The organism is Mesorhizobium ciceri WSM4083, assembly GCF_000519305.1.
Lineage (GTDB): Bacteria > Pseudomonadota > Alphaproteobacteria > Rhizobiales > Rhizobiaceae > Mesorhizobium > Mesorhizobium ciceri_B.
In genome coordinates this window covers 131,084-146,265 of record NZ_JAFG01000008.1, presented here as the reverse complement: position 1 = coordinate 146,265, position 15,182 = coordinate 131,084, and the positions used below count along the sequence as shown (strand labels likewise).

Genomic DNA, 15,182 nt, shown 5'->3' with positions numbered 1-15,182 from the left:
GGCTGAAGCGATGGCCGACGTCTTGTTCTACCACCTGACCGAATCGACGCTGGAGGATGCGCTGCCAGGCCTCCTGGAGCGCAGCGTCGACCGTGGTTGGCGCGCCGTGGTGCAGACAGGCACCGAGGAACGCCGCGATGCGCTCGACCAGCATCTTTGGACCTTCCGCGACGATTCGTTCCTGGCGCACGCAACCGATCGTGAGGCTCATCCCGGTGAACAGCCGATTCTGCTGACCACCGGCGACGGCAATCCCAACGACGCCAGGATAAGGTTCCTGGTCGACGGCGCGGTGCCGCCTGACCTTGGCGGCTACGAGCGCGCCGTATTCCTGTTCGATGGCCACGATGCCGCTCAGCTCGAGGCGGCGCGAGGGCACTGGAAGGTGATGAAGAGCGCTGGCCACGCCGTCACCTACTGGCAACAGACGCCAGATCGCCGCTGGGAGCGCAAGGCTTAAGGCAGGTCGCCTGAACGTGAGTGGAGGCAGGTCGCCTGACCGTTCAGTCGACCTGCTTTTGGACCAGTGACCTGTCGCAGATGAAAATCTCTACTGCTTTGCCTTGATCCGGCTCTGTTTGCGGCTGACGTAGTCGCCGTGTTTCAATTGCATGAACGCGTCCGCAAGGTTGCGGTGCGAACTCCTGAAGACATACCATTCGCCATCCGGAACCCGGCGCTGGTAGAGAATCCTGCCTGCCTGGCGATGTTCGAAACAGGAAAGAGCGTTGGAGTCGCCGCCGGCTCCGTGCCATTTTGCGCGGAAGCACAGCTTGCCTCCTCCGGGAATGAACCAGATGCCGTCACCGTAGCCCAGCTTGCGCGCTTTGTCCGAGGTCCAGGCACTGAACTGACGGCGCTGGACGGCAAAATATCCGGCACCCTCCCGACCCCAGAGCCACGAGCGGTTCTGGTATATCTGGTAGATGCCTTTGTCCGGCACCACTTCTGCCCGCATGGCCTGTTCGGCGATTTTCGTCGCCGTCTTGGCTGTTGCGGGAATCTGGAAAGCAAACAGACCAATGGAACAGGCAAGTGCCGTTCCGATACAATTGCCCAGTACTCGTTTCACAACCCCTACCCCTACTGTTACGCTACGCCCAGTTTATGAGAACGCTTGAGATGATTTCAGGTGAATCCTGAAATCTGAATCCGCCACTAAATGAAAGAGATGGAGCATGATGCTCGGACAGATGGTGCCCCGTTTGTCCGAAAAGCCGCTTCTCACTTTTTCAGTATCATGCTCTAGGGCAAGACATGCTGGGTCACTCTCCAGTCGGGCAGACCATAGCCGCCCAGCCACGGCCACACTTCCTTCTGGTTGAAGTAGACGACCGAAGTCAGAGCCGGAAACTCCGCGTAGGATTTGCGGGAATCTTCCTGCCATTTCGAGACATAGTCCTGCTTTCCGACATAGCCGAGTTCCGCAACGACGATCGGCTTGTTGAACACCGCAACGCGGTCATAGCCGGGCTTCAGCAGTTCAGCGAAGGTGCGGTCACGACCGGTCTCGTCACCGTCTTTTTTCTGCAGACCGAACACCGACAGGCCGATGACGTCGACATAGTCGTCGCCGGGGTAGTATTTTTCCAAACCCTCTTCGCCTTTGGGCGACCACATGTACTTGGCGGCGGGGGCAGCCTTGCGGCAGATGTCGACTTCGCGCTTGTAAGCGGAGATCCAGTCCTTGGGAGCCCAGTTGGCCCAGGTGAAGCGGCCGTTCTTGTCTTCCATTTCCTGCGCCCAGCGAATGGTCACCGGGCTCTTCATCTGTCCCACCAGATCGCAGATCGCCTGCATGTTGGCGTCATATTTGCCGCTCAAAATGCCGTCACGCAATTCGGGCGGGGTGATGCGCCAGTCCTTGGACCATGTCCACGGCTCAATCGTGATCAGAAGCGAGCGGCCGCGCTGCAGCGCATAAGCGTCGGCAAGCGGCAGCGTCGACAGATCGACGTCTTCCCAGGGCAGGAACAGCTCTTCGATGCTGGCGCTCTTGTCGGTGCTGAAGTCCCCGTAGGGATCATAGGAACCGAACGCCGACGCAGCGCTGCTCGTTTGAACAGGGTCGGTCGCGGTTACGGAGCCGGCCCATCCTGCAGTAGGGAAGGCGGCGCTTCCGCCCAATACCAGCGCGATTGCAAGTGTCTTTGCTGCGGAGTGTGTCATCATAAATTCTCCCATGGCCTCGACTTCTCTCGGAAGTTGAGGCTTCGCCCGTGCGCATCGATGTTTGATCGACACGGTTACCCAAAAAGCCATCGGCTCTATTGGCGGAATCTGCGGGATTTCGGAGCGATCATTGGCGGTTGTGCGAACCTTCGCACGAAGCCCACCCAAAGATTAACTCTCAAGGCGCCAACACAGAGGTGCCGTAGAGAGGAATTCGCCGCGATACTCACAAATTCGCGTCTATATCCCGATATATCATCCCTGGCTAATTTAAGAGCTGGTCCGAGCCAAGAGTCAAGTATAATTAACGATTGCTTAACCCTGATCCTCGCAACATGGTTAACGCCGCCTCGATCCGGTTCCCATCCAGACAGCTTTTGGTCCCCTCGGCGAATTCTCCAACGCTGAAAATTTGCCGGCTCGCTATCCCTTCGCCACCCCGGAACTGGTCGGCGGAAGGATCGACGGAATTTGCCATCGCGATTCAAGGTCTTAGGTTAACCAATTTGCAAGAAGTATAGTTAACCAGCGCTTAATTTAGTTGACTCTAAAGCACCCAAGTGGATTCTAAGGGCGGGTTTTTAAGGCTCGTCAGCCGTCGTTCGGCTGACGCTGGGGTGGCGGCGGTACGTGTATGAGTGTTTCCGCGGACGTGGGGATCATCAGCGGCAAGACCATGCCGAAACGGGGGCGTGGGGCGGCTCCGGGCAACGCTGCGGAGAAGCCTCCTTTCCTGGTGCCGGTGCTGTCGGCCACCCAGCGACGGATCTGGAGGCTGGGACTTGCCTGCTGGTCGGTAACGTTCGGATTTTTCTGGTTCTGGTGGCTGCAGCCCGGGCACATCGAAAACGTCATTCCATACATGCTGGCGACATTGACGCTCGTATGGCTGACGTTCATGCCGATGTATTTTCTCTTGAACGTGCATGCGATGAAAAAGCCGTCCAGTCTTCACACGATCCCGGAACGATCGCGGGTCGCGATGGTGGTGACCAAGGCTCCGTCCGAACCGTTTTCGGTGGTTGCGCGAACGCTCGAAGCGATGCTGGCGCAGGACTGTCCGCATGATACCTGGCTGGCCGACGAGGACCCGTCAGAGGAAACGATTGCCTGGTGCGATGCCCATAACGTCATGATTTCGACGCGGCGCGGGCGGGAGGATTATCACCGCAAGGTGTGGCCCCGCCGGACGCGCTGCAAAGAGGGAAACTTGGCGTTCTTCTACGACCACTATGGTTATGAGCGCTATCACTTCGTCGCTCAGATGGATGCGGACCACGTCCCGACACCAACCTATCTCAGCGAAATCCTGGTCGCCTTTGCCGACCCGGCGGTTGGCTATGTATCGGCGCCGAGCATATGCGACAACAATGCCGCTGAAAGCTGGTCGGCACGCGGCCGGCTGTTCCCGGAAGGGATGTTCCACGGACCCTTGCAGTCCGGCCATACGGGCGACGGAACGCCGCTCTGCATCGGCTCGCACTATGCCGTGAGAACCGCAGCGCTCAAGCAGGTCGGCGGCCTTGGCCCGGAACTGGCCGAAGATCACTCGACGTCCATGCTGTTCATTGCGGCTGGTTGGCGCGGTGTGCATGCCATAGACGCCATTGCCCATGGCGACGGCCCGCAGACCTTTGCCGATCTTGTCACGCAGGAGTTCCAGTGGTCGCGGAGCCTGATGACGATCATGCTCGAATACTCGCCCATATACCTTTCCAAGCTATCGCCACGGCTGAAATTCCAGTTCCTGTTTCGCCAGCTCTGGTATCCGCTTTTCGCCGTGTTTTCGCTTGTCATGTACGTCATGCCTATGTACGCGCTTCTGACGGGGAAGAGCTTCGCCAATGTGACGTATGTCGATTTCCTTTTATACTATGCGCCGAACTCTATTTCCCTGATTATGCTGGTGATGTTGCTGAAGGCCTTCGGCCTATCGCGGCCGCTCACTGCCAAGACGATCAGTTGGGAGGGAATGTTGTTCTCATTCTTCGCGCGTTGGCCGTGGGTGCTGGCGGGCACGCTGTCGTCGATCCGTGATTATGCGACCAAGTCGTTCGTGGATTTTCGTGTTACCCCCAAGGGCAGTGGCCCGAAAAATCTGCTGCCTGCCCGCGTCATCGTTCCGTATGTGGCACTTGCAATCGGAGCTTCGCTGCCGGTCCTTCTGGTGGACCGCGCGTCGGATGCCGCCGGCTTCTACTGGTTCGCTGCCTTCAATGCGTTCGTCTACGGGTTGCTTGTGGTCGTAATCATCACCAGGCACCTGGCGGAGAACAGAATTTCGTTGCGGCGCAATGTCGCGAAACTCGCCTTGCAGGCCTCGCTCGCTGGCGTTGCGCTCTTCGTCCCGGGCGCTGCGTTTTATGACCGCGGCCTGGAAGGCATATATGGGCTCCAGCAGGGAGCAGGCAGTGTGCGCATCGTCAGCGTGGCCTACCCGGTTTCCGGAGCCGGGCGTGGCGGGAGCGGAACCCGCACATTCCATCTCGACCCCGCCTGGGATCGGCCAATCGTCAGATAGTCTGGAAGAGCCTGGCGGCCCGCCAACTCAGGGATTGCCATGACAAACATCCAAGGCACGGGCAACTTCTCGACCGCAGGGGTGGAAGCGGTGGCTAATTCGAGATCGGTAGGTTCGCCGGGCGAGTGAACCTGGCATTTGGGAAATGGCAGCGGCTTTGAGATTGCAACGTAGTATCAGGCCCTTTGCTCTTTCGGTTGTCCTCGCGGTTATGCACGGAACGGTCAGATGGAATTGAAGACACAGCCCGGTTCACAAGGTTCCAAGCACTTCCTCCGCGCAGGCCTGCTGATCGCTTGCACCGGGTTTTTCTCCTGGGTGCTTCTGGGTGTCTACCGCGGCTTCATCATCGATCCCCAATCGACGCTCCAGGGTCGCTTGGCCTCCATCCCCAGCGGAATAGCGTCAAGCTACCACGATATGATTTTCATTTCGTCGCTGACGGCAGCAGCCCTGCTCCTGCTTTTCCTGGCAAAGGCCAACCGCCTCTTCGGCGTCGTCGTGGTCATCACTTTCTATCTCGCCATCCTGATTTCGCTATGCTGGGGGTTTGCCAACATCAATCTCGTCAAAATGCTGAGCGAGCCGTTCACTTTCCAGTGGTTGGTCTATGGCGACTTTCTGCAGAATGCCGATGCCAAGAACGCCATAGGTGACGCGCTCAACCCAAGGGATTTCGCATTCTCGTCGTTGTCCATAGTTCTGGCGCTGGCCTTGGGTTACGCGACAGCAGGACTGTGCCTGCGGCTGGCGGGAACTACCCGAGCGGCATTGCTGGGGGCGCTTGTCCTGTGCGTCGGTGCGGGACTGGTCGGCACCGGATACCATGTTCGGGCGACGACCCTGTCAGAGGCAAAGCTTGCAAACCCTATCGTGTACTTTGTTGAATCGGCCCTGTTCAGTCCGACCCCCGTCGTTTTCGCCGTGAATACCGGGGTGGACGTTGACGTCGCCAGCGTTGGGGAACGTCCGGCGGAGACGTCCAGCTTCAAGGTTCAATCACCAAATCCGATAAAGAACGTGCTGGTTTTCATGATGGAATCGGTGCCATCCCAATACGTCGAGACGTTTGGTGGAAAGTATCCTGTTACACCAAATATAAAGAGCTACTCAAGTGACTCGATGCGCTTCGACAATATATATGCGCATACTCCATCTACAAACTATTCGATATTTTCGCTATTCAGCTCGATGTACAATGACATATCTTACTATGGAATGACCGCGAGCCATCCGGATCTGCCGCTGAGTTCAATCTCCAACACTCTGACCGCAAGCGGCTTTCGCACCGGATTTTTCTGGAGTGCGGATTCACGGTTCCAGCGCGTGGACGAGTTTCTGCTCAACAAGGGGCTTGATGTCATTCAGGACTACCGCGGGCAGAAATGCGATATTCCCACATTCAAGCTCAGCTCCAAGGAATGGAAGAATTTCGACTACAACAGCGATCTCTGTACCGCTCAATCCGTCATCAACTGGGTGAATGAGGATGCCGAAAATCCCTTCTTCGCGGTGATGTTTACGGCGATGACCCATTACCCCTATCTCATCGACAGCCCGCTGTTTACGGCGATGAAAGAGACCCCCCACCTCTCTGACGGCTCGAAAGTTCACTATTCAGATGACGAGAAGTTCAACGCCTACCTCAACGCGCTGAAGGTCGGCGACCAGGCGCTGGGGCAGATCCTCGATTCTCTCAAGCAGTCCGGCAAACTCGATTCGACGCTTGTGGTCATACTCGGCGACCACGGCGAAGCGTTTGGAGAGCATGGGAACTACGTCCATGCCAGTGCTCTCTACGAAGAAAATATCCATATCCCGCTTATCATGATCAACAAGCAGCTTTTTCATGATGACGTCGCACATTCTGTCGGTGGCATTATCGACATAGCCCCGACCATCCTCGATATACTCGGCCTCCCACTTCCAAAGTCGTGGCAGGGTCACAGCTTGTTCAGCGAGCAGCGGCCGAACAAGACATTCTTCTTCATTCCCTGGAGCGGATTCCAATTCGGCTACCGCGAGGATGATCGAAAGGTCATCTTCAACGCGACCTCCGGCAGCATCGAGGCGTATGACCTCAAGACGGATCCTACGGAAAAGGTCAACCTCATCAAGGCCGGCGCCGGCGATCGCACCGCCATCTTGCAGCCGATCGCGGGATGGGTACAGTCGCAGAAGCGCCGCGTTGCCGATATGATCGCCAATGCGGCGAAAGACGCGGCGCGTTGCAGCATTGCCAGCCTTGAGATCGACGCGGCCGGCACCAGCTTCGAGGGTTCCCCTCGGCTCGACGTGCTTGTCGACGGAAAGCCAGTTGGACAGGCGGACGTCCTGGGGACGGAAAGCACGGCGATCACAGCAGAATCAATCGTCGCGGAGTTGAAGGCAGCGTCCGCTCATACCGTACCATTTCGCTTCAATCTAAGCGCCGTGCCCAATCCGCGGAAAATCGAACTCCGCTATGCCAACGACCTGTGGGCGGGACAGGGCAAGGCTGGCGATCGCAACCTGTTCGTCAAGACTATCAAGATAGACGGCCGAGTGGTGCCGAAGAGCAAGCTGCATGTCGACAACAAGACTGTAGGGTTCATCGATGACAGCGGGACCAGCATGTTCAACAGTGGCTCGCTGTGGGTCAGCGGTCCATTTGTCGAGGGGTGCATATAGCGGCATAGGCACTCTGGAGCGGGCCGCCGCATCCAGCCACTTCCGGCGATAAGGATCGCCAGCCCTTTTTGTCGGCTGGAGAGAGCCTGGGGCAGTCGGCCCTGCCGGCGCCGGTTGCGGCGCTGAGCGTTTTATACATCGCAACATCCATGACAGCCCGAGCGCCGGCTTCTGATTGCCGCAGGCGCGAGTGGGTCGCGTATGCCGATGTGCCGTTTGGCAAGGCTCCGTCTGCCAGCCGATCCGACAACCGAATTTCCTTCAAATTCGAGCGAAGAGTGAAAGGCCGCGTTCATTATGACGTTTGCACGAATTTTAATAAGTCTCTTCTAATATGACGGAACGATGTGAATGGAAAACGACCACTCACGAGCGATTAGAAACGACGGATTCGAAGTATATTCTTTGCTTTCAATCACGTTGCATTACAGGGCAGGGAGCAGATAATGAGACAGTTTATGGAAAATCTGACCGGCAGAAAATATGCCTATGCTGTTGCTGCAATCGCATTGGCCTCGATGGTGTCAGGCTGCCAGACGATGGACACGACCAAGACCAGCTCAATCAACGGACGGATCGTTGATCAAGGTTTTGGCAAGAAGGTCCAGCATGTCAGGAAGCTCGATCGCGTCGGAAAGAAGGTTCTCTACCGCAAGCCGCTCACACAGACGACCATGGTGACGCGTACGAGGCAGGAGGCCTATGCGGCCTTCGTGCGGCCGCAGCGGGTCGGCAGGCCGGCGACGGTGAAGGTCTCGTACAGCCCGGGCAATGGCGGCCCGTTCCTGGGTCATTCGCCCTGGATTTGCGGTCCGAGCGGCTTTGGCCAGCGCGCCAGCTGCCGTTCGCGTTACTAGACTGGAACATCGGACCTGAAGTGGCGGTCGATTTGACCGCCGCCTGGTCTTCGCCGGGGGGCGCCGTCGAGGGCGAGAGGTTTGGCGCGTTGCGCCTTGCCTCTTGCCCTCCGGGCGCCATCGGTCTGTTGGGCGGGAACCTTCAGGAAGTCCCGATCAGCTCATGATGGCCGGCTCGGGCGGAGCCAGCCGTCATTGTCACTGGGCGCCGGCTGTGGCCGCGCGACATAGGCCGATGCTCCATTCGCTTCGTGATAGACCCGTGCCAGCATTTCAGCCAGCACGCCCGACGTCACCATCTGCACCCCGGCGATGAGCAGGAAGAAGCCGGTGAACAGCATCGGGCGTGTTCCGATGTCCTCGGCGAAAAGCAGCTTCAGGCAAAGCAGGTAGGCAAGGATCAGCGAACCCAGCGCGCCAAGCACGATGCCGATGCCGCCGAAGAAGTGCCCGGGCCGTGTGCGATAGCGCATGAAGAAATACATGAACACCAGATCGAGCACGACCCTGAAGGTGCGCGAAATGCCGTATTTGGACTGGCCGTGGATGCGGGCATGGTGCGTCACCACCTCCTGGGCGATGCGTCTGGGTGTCGTCACCGTGGCCAGCCATGCCGGGATGAAGCGGTGCATCTCGCCATAGAGCTTGACGCTGCGGATGACGTTGCCGCGATAGACCTTGAGGCTGCAGCCATAGTCCTTGAGGCGCACCCCGGTGACGCGCGCGATCAGCGCGTTGGCAATGCGCGAGGGGAGCCTGCGCATGAAAAACCCTTCCTGGCGATCCTTGCGCCAGCCCACCACCAGGTCGAGATCTTCGCTTAGCAGGCGGTAGACCATACGCGGAATGTCGTAGGGATCATTTTGCAGGTCGCCGTCGATCGTGGCGATGACGTCGCCGCGCGCCGCGTCGATACCGGCCTGCATCGCGGCGGTCTGCTTGTAGTTGCGCACCAGCTCGACCGCACGCACATGCGGGCCGTAATGCGCCGCCAGGCGCCTGATCTCGCTCACCGTCGCGTCGGTACTGCCGTCATCGACCAGCACGACCTCCCACGGCTGGCCGTAGCGTTCCATCGCCTGGTGAATCCGTGCCAGCAGCGGTTCGACGTTTTCAGCCTCGTTGTACATGGGCACGACGATGGACAGTGTATGGTCCGGCATCACCGCGCCGTCAGGCAGTCCCGAAGCAGGGATGGGCAATACGCTCATAGGGATGGTTTCCTTGCAGGGCCGACGGCCGGGTTCCCCGGCAGCGTCGATTTCGAGGGAAACAGCCAGGCGATCGCACCCGTGGCGATTGCCGAGCAGAAGATGAACAGATGCAGTGCCAGCGCTGCCTGAAGGCCGCTCTTCATGGCAATGCCGGAGGTGAGCAGCGCCGCCGCTGCGCCCGCCTCGTAGGTGCCGAAGCCGGCGACGCCTTGCACCGGCAGTATGGCGGCGCCTTCGGCCCCGACGACGCCTGGAAAGGCGGTCGAAAAGGATGTCCCCAGCAGCATTGCCAGCAACCATCCCTGTACGGTGAGCTTCAGCGACCAATTGGCGATCGTCCACCACCAGCCATAGCGCGATCGGCCGGTCGCCTCGGTGAAGACATCGCGCAGCCTGCCGAGTTTCGCCACGATCTTGCCGCGGCCTGCCCAGTCATGCGGCGCACGCGCCCAGCGCGGCAGATACCAGGCGGCACCGACCACCGCCGCCACGCCCGCGATCCTTGTCGCCGGATGCAGGCCCGGCCACACAGCCAGGGCCAGCACGCCGACAACGAAGGCATCCTGCAGCCTGAACCACAGCAGCGAGGCGCTGGCGCGCATGACCGGTATGCCGAAGACCTGGCGCAGGAGCAGGGGAAAAGCCGTCTCGCCGCCGCGAAAGGGCACGACGTTGATCATTGCATTGTGGATCAGAATGATCCGCAGGCAGGCACCGAAACGACCATGCACCTCGTCGCGGAACTCGTCGCAGACGCGCAGCGCGCGCAGCACGTAGGTGACGAACAGCGCAAGCGCCACGGCCGCGAAAGCGCCGGGCGTGATGCTCGCGAAAGCATCGCCCACCATTTTCCAGCGCGAGTCGCTGACAACCCACGCCAGCAGGGCCAGGCTCACGATTATTGAGGCAGCTCGTTTCAACAATTCAAAAATTCCTGCGCAGGCTTGCGCTATCGGATTCCGTCGGCCGCGGCGTGCTGTATCTCAAAATCCACGGCATTGGTAGCGGCCCAAGCCTTCCGATCGGCCGCATTGCCTGGCTTGCGAGCGCGCATCCGCGCAACTTCACGCGGCCGCTGGACCTCCGGCTTTGGCCTGCTTTCCTACCCGCGACAGCGGCCTCGGTTTCATCGATGGCTGCTGATCATAGGTGGGCCGGCTGTCCGGATCCACAAGCCCGATGCGCGATCGCGATGTTGCCGTCTTGATGGACAATGCGCGTGTCGCGAATAGTTGTTGCCCGCATGCTTTGCGGCGGTTGACACCGCCGTTCTCACGACTGTTAAATGGTTCGCGTGGCTGTCAAAGTGCTGACGCAGCCGCCTTGGACTGAATAAACATGCGAGTGCCAACTATGCCGACAGCTTTGATCAGATCGCTGCCGCTTGATGTCGGCCGTCGGCATCGCAGGGGGCCTCGCCGGTGTGCAAGTTTCAAGCAACTTGTGCTGCTCCTGGCTCTCTGCGGCCAGGTGGCTGTTTCGGGAGCGGCGCACGCGGCCGTCGCCAACGACAAAAGCACCGCGGAAGCAGGTAGCGCCGCTGTTCCGACTGCTTACGAACTACAGCTTCTATATGCCGGCCGCACATGGATATGGAAGGACGGAGCAGCTTATTTCGCGCGGGACAATCGACACCTCAGGGCTTGGACGTCCGGGCAGGACACGGCAACCGTCGCGGAGGGCAGATGGCTGGTGACCAAGGACGGCAAGATGTGCATGGAGCTCGCCTGGCGATCGAAGAGCTACACCGGCGAGCCCCACCGCACCTGCTACAGCCATCGCATTCAGGGCCGCAACATCGAGCAACGCAAGGATCCGGACGGGGAATGGTACGGTTTCAAGCGATCTCCCGAGGATCCTTCCGACGAATACAAGAAATTCGAAGCAGGCGACACCAAGGGCGCGCAGTTCGAAGAGACCCGCAAGCTGGTCGATGCCAAGAAGTAGGCCATGCTTCCGACGCGCGGAGATAGTGGCCTGGCTGTTCTTGCCGTGCGCCTGTCGCGGAACCCGCGAATCGCCTATGGTGAAGCCTTGAGCGGCTCGGCAGGCGCGGTCGGCGCGCCGATCGCATCTAGTCGCATTCGGCATCTAGTCGCATTCACATTCGGCATCTAGTCGCATTCAATTGCATCAGCCAGACGACAAGACGATGGCCTGCCATACGGTTTTGATGAAATTTAATAATTAGTGATATCTAATATAACGTGTGATGTGCGAGTGGTCACTCATGCGGCGTGAAAGCGGCCCAAGTATAGTATGTCGCAACGCGCCCTTGGCTTATGCTTGATAGCAAGGGACAGAGGATGAGAAATTCCGCGAGGGTATTTCGCTCAAGCAAAAATGTCGTATCTATTGCCGCGGCTGTGGCGCTGGGTTCTATGGTTGCAGGTTGTCAAAGTATGGACGCAACTGAAACCGGTTCGGTCCTTATCAGGCCCGTGGTCCACCCGGTCCGCAGTCAGCCCGCGGTCCAGCCCGTGCAGGCCAGATTTCTCGTGCGGTCGCCCCGGGCCGACCTTCCGATCCAGATGACAAGCACAATAGGGACTGAAAGTGGCTACGCCTTTGCACCGCCGCAACGGATCAAGGCCAGTACGCCGGCGCCGGTGAAAATCTCGTTCAATCCGGGCGATGGCAGCACGTTCTCGGGCGGCTCGCCTTATATCTGCAGCCCTAGCGGATTTGGCCAGCGCGCGAGCTGTCACCCCCGCTATCTCTGACCCGTCGAGCGACGACCGACGCTGCCGCCCTGGCTGGCGGCAGTTTCATCGGCTTGGTCTTCAGTCCAAAAAAGGGAGCGGCTGTCCTGACAATCGTGTCGATGTCTGAAAGCTCCGGCACAAAGCCAAGATGTTCGCGTGCGCTTCCCGGATCGGCGTAGAGCTCCGCCGGATCTCCGGGGCGTCGGCTCCTGAGCACTGCCGGAACCGGCCTCGACGTCATTCTGCCGACCGCCTTGACGATCTCCTTGATGGAGATGCCCCGCCCGGTGCCGAGATTGACCGCAAGGCTTCGCCCGCCACCCTCGAGATGCATGAGCGCTTTCAGGTGGGCGCGGGCCAGATCGGTGACGTGGATATAATCCCTTACGCAGGTGCCGTCCGACGTGTCGTAATCGGTGCCGAAAACCTCGATCTCGTCGATGATGCCCGCTGCGGCCATGAGCACTCTGGGAACCAGATGGGTTTCCGGCGAATGCCACTCACCAAGCTCGCCGTCTGGATCGGCGCCACAAGCGTTGAAATAGCGCAGGATGGCAAACTTCATTCCATACGCGGATGCATAGTCGCCGATGATCTGTTCGCCCATCAGCTTGGTGCGCCCATAAGGGCTGATCGGATTTTGCGAGGAGGTTTCGCGAACGGGCAACGCTTCCGGCACGCCGTAGGTCGCACAACTGCTGGAGAAGATGATGTTTTCGATCGAACTCGCGCGTGCGGCATCGAGCACCGCGATGGTGCCTGTCACATTGGTCGAATAATATTCGGCCGGCTCGCGAACGGACTCCCCGACATAGGCCAGCGCCGCAAAATGGATCACGGCCGTCGGCCGGTACGTTTCCATCGCCCGCCGCAGTGCATCCCGATCCCGGATATCGCCGACGACGAGCGGACCCCAGCCGACGGATCTCTCATTGCCGCGGCTCAGATTGTCGAAAACCACCGGCATGTAGCCGGCGGCGGCCAGCTGCTTGCAGGTGTGGCTGCCGATGAAACCGGCTCCACCCGTCACCAGGACTGCCGTCCGGCTCATGAAGCGGCAGCTCCCCTGGCGATGCGATTTCCGTAGAGCAGGGTATCAAAATACTCGACGGTACGCGCGAGCCCCTGGCTCAAGCTGATTTTCGGCTCCCAGCCGAGATTGGCCTTGGCAAAGGAGATGTCCGGCTTGCGCTGCCTGGGATCGTCGACGGGCAGCGGCCGATGCACGATCTTCGATCGGGCGTTGGTGTAGTCGACGACCAGCGTCGCCAGTTCCATGATGGTGAATTCGGCAGGGTTGCCGAGATTGACCGGGTGGGCGGGCGCAATCGGCGCGTTCATCAGCCGGATAAAGCCCTCGATTAGGTCGTCGGCATAGCAGAAGGAGCGTGTCTGCTGGCCGCTGCCATAGACGGTCAGGTCCTCGCCCCGCAGCGCCTGGACGATGAAGTTCGAAACCACGCGCCCATCGTCGGGCTGCATGCGGCGACCGTAGGTGTTGAAAATGCGGGCGACACGGATATCGAGGCCATAGGTTCTCGAATAATCGAAGAACAGGGTTTCGGCCGAGCGCTTGCCTTCATCGTAGCAGGAACGCGGTCCGTGCGTGTTGACGTTGCCGAAGTAGCTCTCGGGCTGTGGATGCACGAAGGGATCGCCATAGACTTCGGACGTAGAGGCCTGGAATATCTTGGCCTTGTTCTGTCGCGCGAGTTCCAGAAGGTTCAGCGATCCAAGCACGCTTGTCTTGAAAGTGTGGATCGGATCTGCCTGGTAGTGCGGCGGAGAGGCGGGGCAGGCGAGATTGTAGATCTCGTCGCATTGAAGATCGCAAGGCAGTGCATCGACGATGTCGTGCTCGATACAGCTAAAGCTCGGATTACGCAGAAGAGTATTGAGATTGTATCTTTTGCCGGTGTGGAAATTGTCCAGCGCGACAACGTCGTATCCGTCACGCAAAAGACGTTCGCACAGATGCGATCCTAAAAATCCCGCTCCTCCAGCGACAAGGGCGCGTCGTCGGCTTTGGTTGGCGCCCCTTTGGCTGCCGGATTCCAGTTTCAGAACCTTGACAAGCTTACTCATGCTTTCCTCATACGCACACGCTACCGCCGGGCCGGGACAAAGCATCGCCCGGCCACGTTCCTTCAGAACGGGGCAAACCTCCGCATCTGCGGAATCGCCATCACTGATGTGCGTCAATTGTTCTTTGAGTTTCGCGAAGCTGGTGCGACTACACAACCTCCGTGCTGCCGCTCAGCATTCTCTGCGCCCCGAAATCGCGATCACACGCTCGGTGTCACCATCATCGATTGCTCGCCCAAATTGCACATCCCAACGCATCGAAAATATACCTGTGGAAATCATAGTCAACTAAATTAGGTATTTCTTAACCATATCTGTTTGCGAATGGTTAATCACGGGCCGGCATCAGCCTCGAAGCGGAACCAGGGAATGTCCAGGGCGGTTCCTCATTTTAAATCAGGGTATTGGGTCCGGCCGCTGGCAGTCGGCGCCACAAGCTGTTCGTTGTGCCGAATCAGCGCTTGGCAGCAAGGATCGCCATGAATGAGGGGTTGCGCAATTCAGGGCGAGGTCGGGCTGTATTCAGCCGAAAGGTGAAATTTAACGATCCGAGCGACGGGAAAATTTCAGATTGCAATGAGATTGCTGCCCAAAACCGCTCGGAGTGCAAATGTAAATTCCAGGGTGCGAATACTCATACCACAGGGCTTGACCTATCGTAGGCACGCCGCAGCTGGCTATAGTGGGAAGAAGGGCAAGGGCTAAAGATTTGTAAGCAAATTTATTCACAAGGACGAGTTTTGACTTCGTCCCCTTTTGATACACTGTTCATGGTCTTTGCGCATCAAGGCCTCTGGTTCGCAAGGCGCGCCGATGGCCCATTCCGCCGAAAAGCGCATGCGCGCCTTCATTCCATAGTGGAGGAGCGGTCATTTCGGCAACGAATTTTAAGCGCATAGGTAGAACCCGCATTGTTGCGCGGCCACGCCGCCACAAGGTTGTTGCTTGCGCACGTCTG

General features: G+C 59.0%; 11 protein-coding genes. 5 read left to right on the top strand and 6 right to left on the bottom strand.

All coding sequences use genetic code 11. From position 1 onward, the window contains the following. Positions 1 to 10: 10 nt before the first annotated feature. On the top strand, positions 11 to 460 hold the full coding sequence (locus tag MESCI2_RS0119035) for a DNA polymerase III subunit chi (protein WP_027037963.1): 450 nt from the start codon (positions 11 to 13) through the stop codon (positions 458 to 460). Positions 461 to 550: 90 nt separating this feature from the next. Here the strand turns inward: MESCI2_RS0119035 and MESCI2_RS0119030 are convergent, their stop codons facing one another. Beyond that, positions 551 to 1,072, bottom strand: a complete 522-nt coding sequence (locus tag MESCI2_RS0119030; protein WP_027037962.1) for a DUF995 domain-containing protein — start codon at positions 1,070 to 1,072, stop codon at positions 551 to 553. A gap of 173 nt (positions 1,073 to 1,245) precedes the next feature. Then, on the bottom strand, positions 1,246 to 2,169 hold the full coding sequence (locus MESCI2_RS0119025; protein WP_027037961.1) for a glycoside hydrolase family 26 protein: 924 nt from the start codon (positions 2,167 to 2,169) through the stop codon (positions 1,246 to 1,248). Between the two features lie 637 nt (positions 2,170 to 2,806). On the opposite strand from MESCI2_RS0119025, the gene MESCI2_RS0119020 reads away from it, so the two are divergent. From MESCI2_RS0119020 to MESCI2_RS0119010, 3 genes are all read left to right on the top strand, one after another. Further along, on the top strand, positions 2,807 to 4,693 hold the full coding sequence (locus MESCI2_RS0119020) for a glycosyltransferase family 2 protein (RefSeq protein WP_027037960.1): 1,887 nt from the start codon (positions 2,807 to 2,809) through the stop codon (positions 4,691 to 4,693). Between the two features lie 228 nt (positions 4,694 to 4,921). After that, the gene (locus MESCI2_RS0119015) at positions 4,922 to 7,363 is read left to right on the top strand and encodes a sulfatase-like hydrolase/transferase (protein ID WP_027037959.1); all 2,442 of its coding nucleotides are present in this window, start codon (positions 4,922 to 4,924) and stop codon (positions 7,361 to 7,363) included. Between the two features lie 446 nt (positions 7,364 to 7,809). Beyond that, a complete protein-coding gene (locus tag MESCI2_RS0119010; protein WP_027037958.1) occupies positions 7,810 to 8,220 on the top strand; it encodes a hypothetical protein in 411 nt (136 codons plus the stop codon). Between the two features lie 161 nt (positions 8,221 to 8,381). Here MESCI2_RS0119010 and MESCI2_RS0119005 read toward each other — a convergent pair whose 3' ends face one another. After that, positions 8,382 to 9,383, bottom strand: a complete 1,002-nt coding sequence (locus tag MESCI2_RS0119005; RefSeq protein ID WP_245270395.1) for a glycosyltransferase family 2 protein — start codon at positions 9,381 to 9,383, stop codon at positions 8,382 to 8,384. Between the two features lie 44 nt (positions 9,384 to 9,427). Next, the gene (locus MESCI2_RS0119000; RefSeq protein WP_245270389.1) at positions 9,428 to 10,330 is read right to left on the bottom strand and encodes a lysylphosphatidylglycerol synthase domain-containing protein; all 903 of its coding nucleotides are present in this window, start codon (positions 10,328 to 10,330) and stop codon (positions 9,428 to 9,430) included. A 442-nt stretch (positions 10,331 to 10,772) separates the two neighbouring features. Here MESCI2_RS0119000 and MESCI2_RS0118995 point away from each other — a divergent pair, with 442 nt between their 5' ends. Continuing rightward, positions 10,773 to 11,381, top strand: coding sequence for a DUF995 domain-containing protein (locus tag MESCI2_RS0118995; protein WP_346558004.1), 609 nt, complete (start codon positions 10,773 to 10,775; stop codon positions 11,379 to 11,381). A gap of 729 nt (positions 11,382 to 12,110) precedes the next feature. Here the strand turns inward: MESCI2_RS0118995 and galE are convergent. Further along, entirely contained in the window at positions 12,111 to 13,190 is a 1,080-nt protein-coding gene (gene galE, locus MESCI2_RS0118990) for a UDP-glucose 4-epimerase GalE (protein ID WP_027037954.1), read from the bottom strand. Continuing rightward, positions 13,187 to 14,224, bottom strand: a complete 1,038-nt coding sequence (locus tag MESCI2_RS0118985) for a UDP-glucuronic acid decarboxylase family protein (RefSeq protein WP_027037953.1) — start codon at positions 14,222 to 14,224, stop codon at positions 13,187 to 13,189. The genes galE and MESCI2_RS0118985 overlap by 4 nt, the downstream gene beginning before the upstream one ends. Between the last annotated feature and the right edge of the window lie 958 nt (positions 14,225 to 15,182).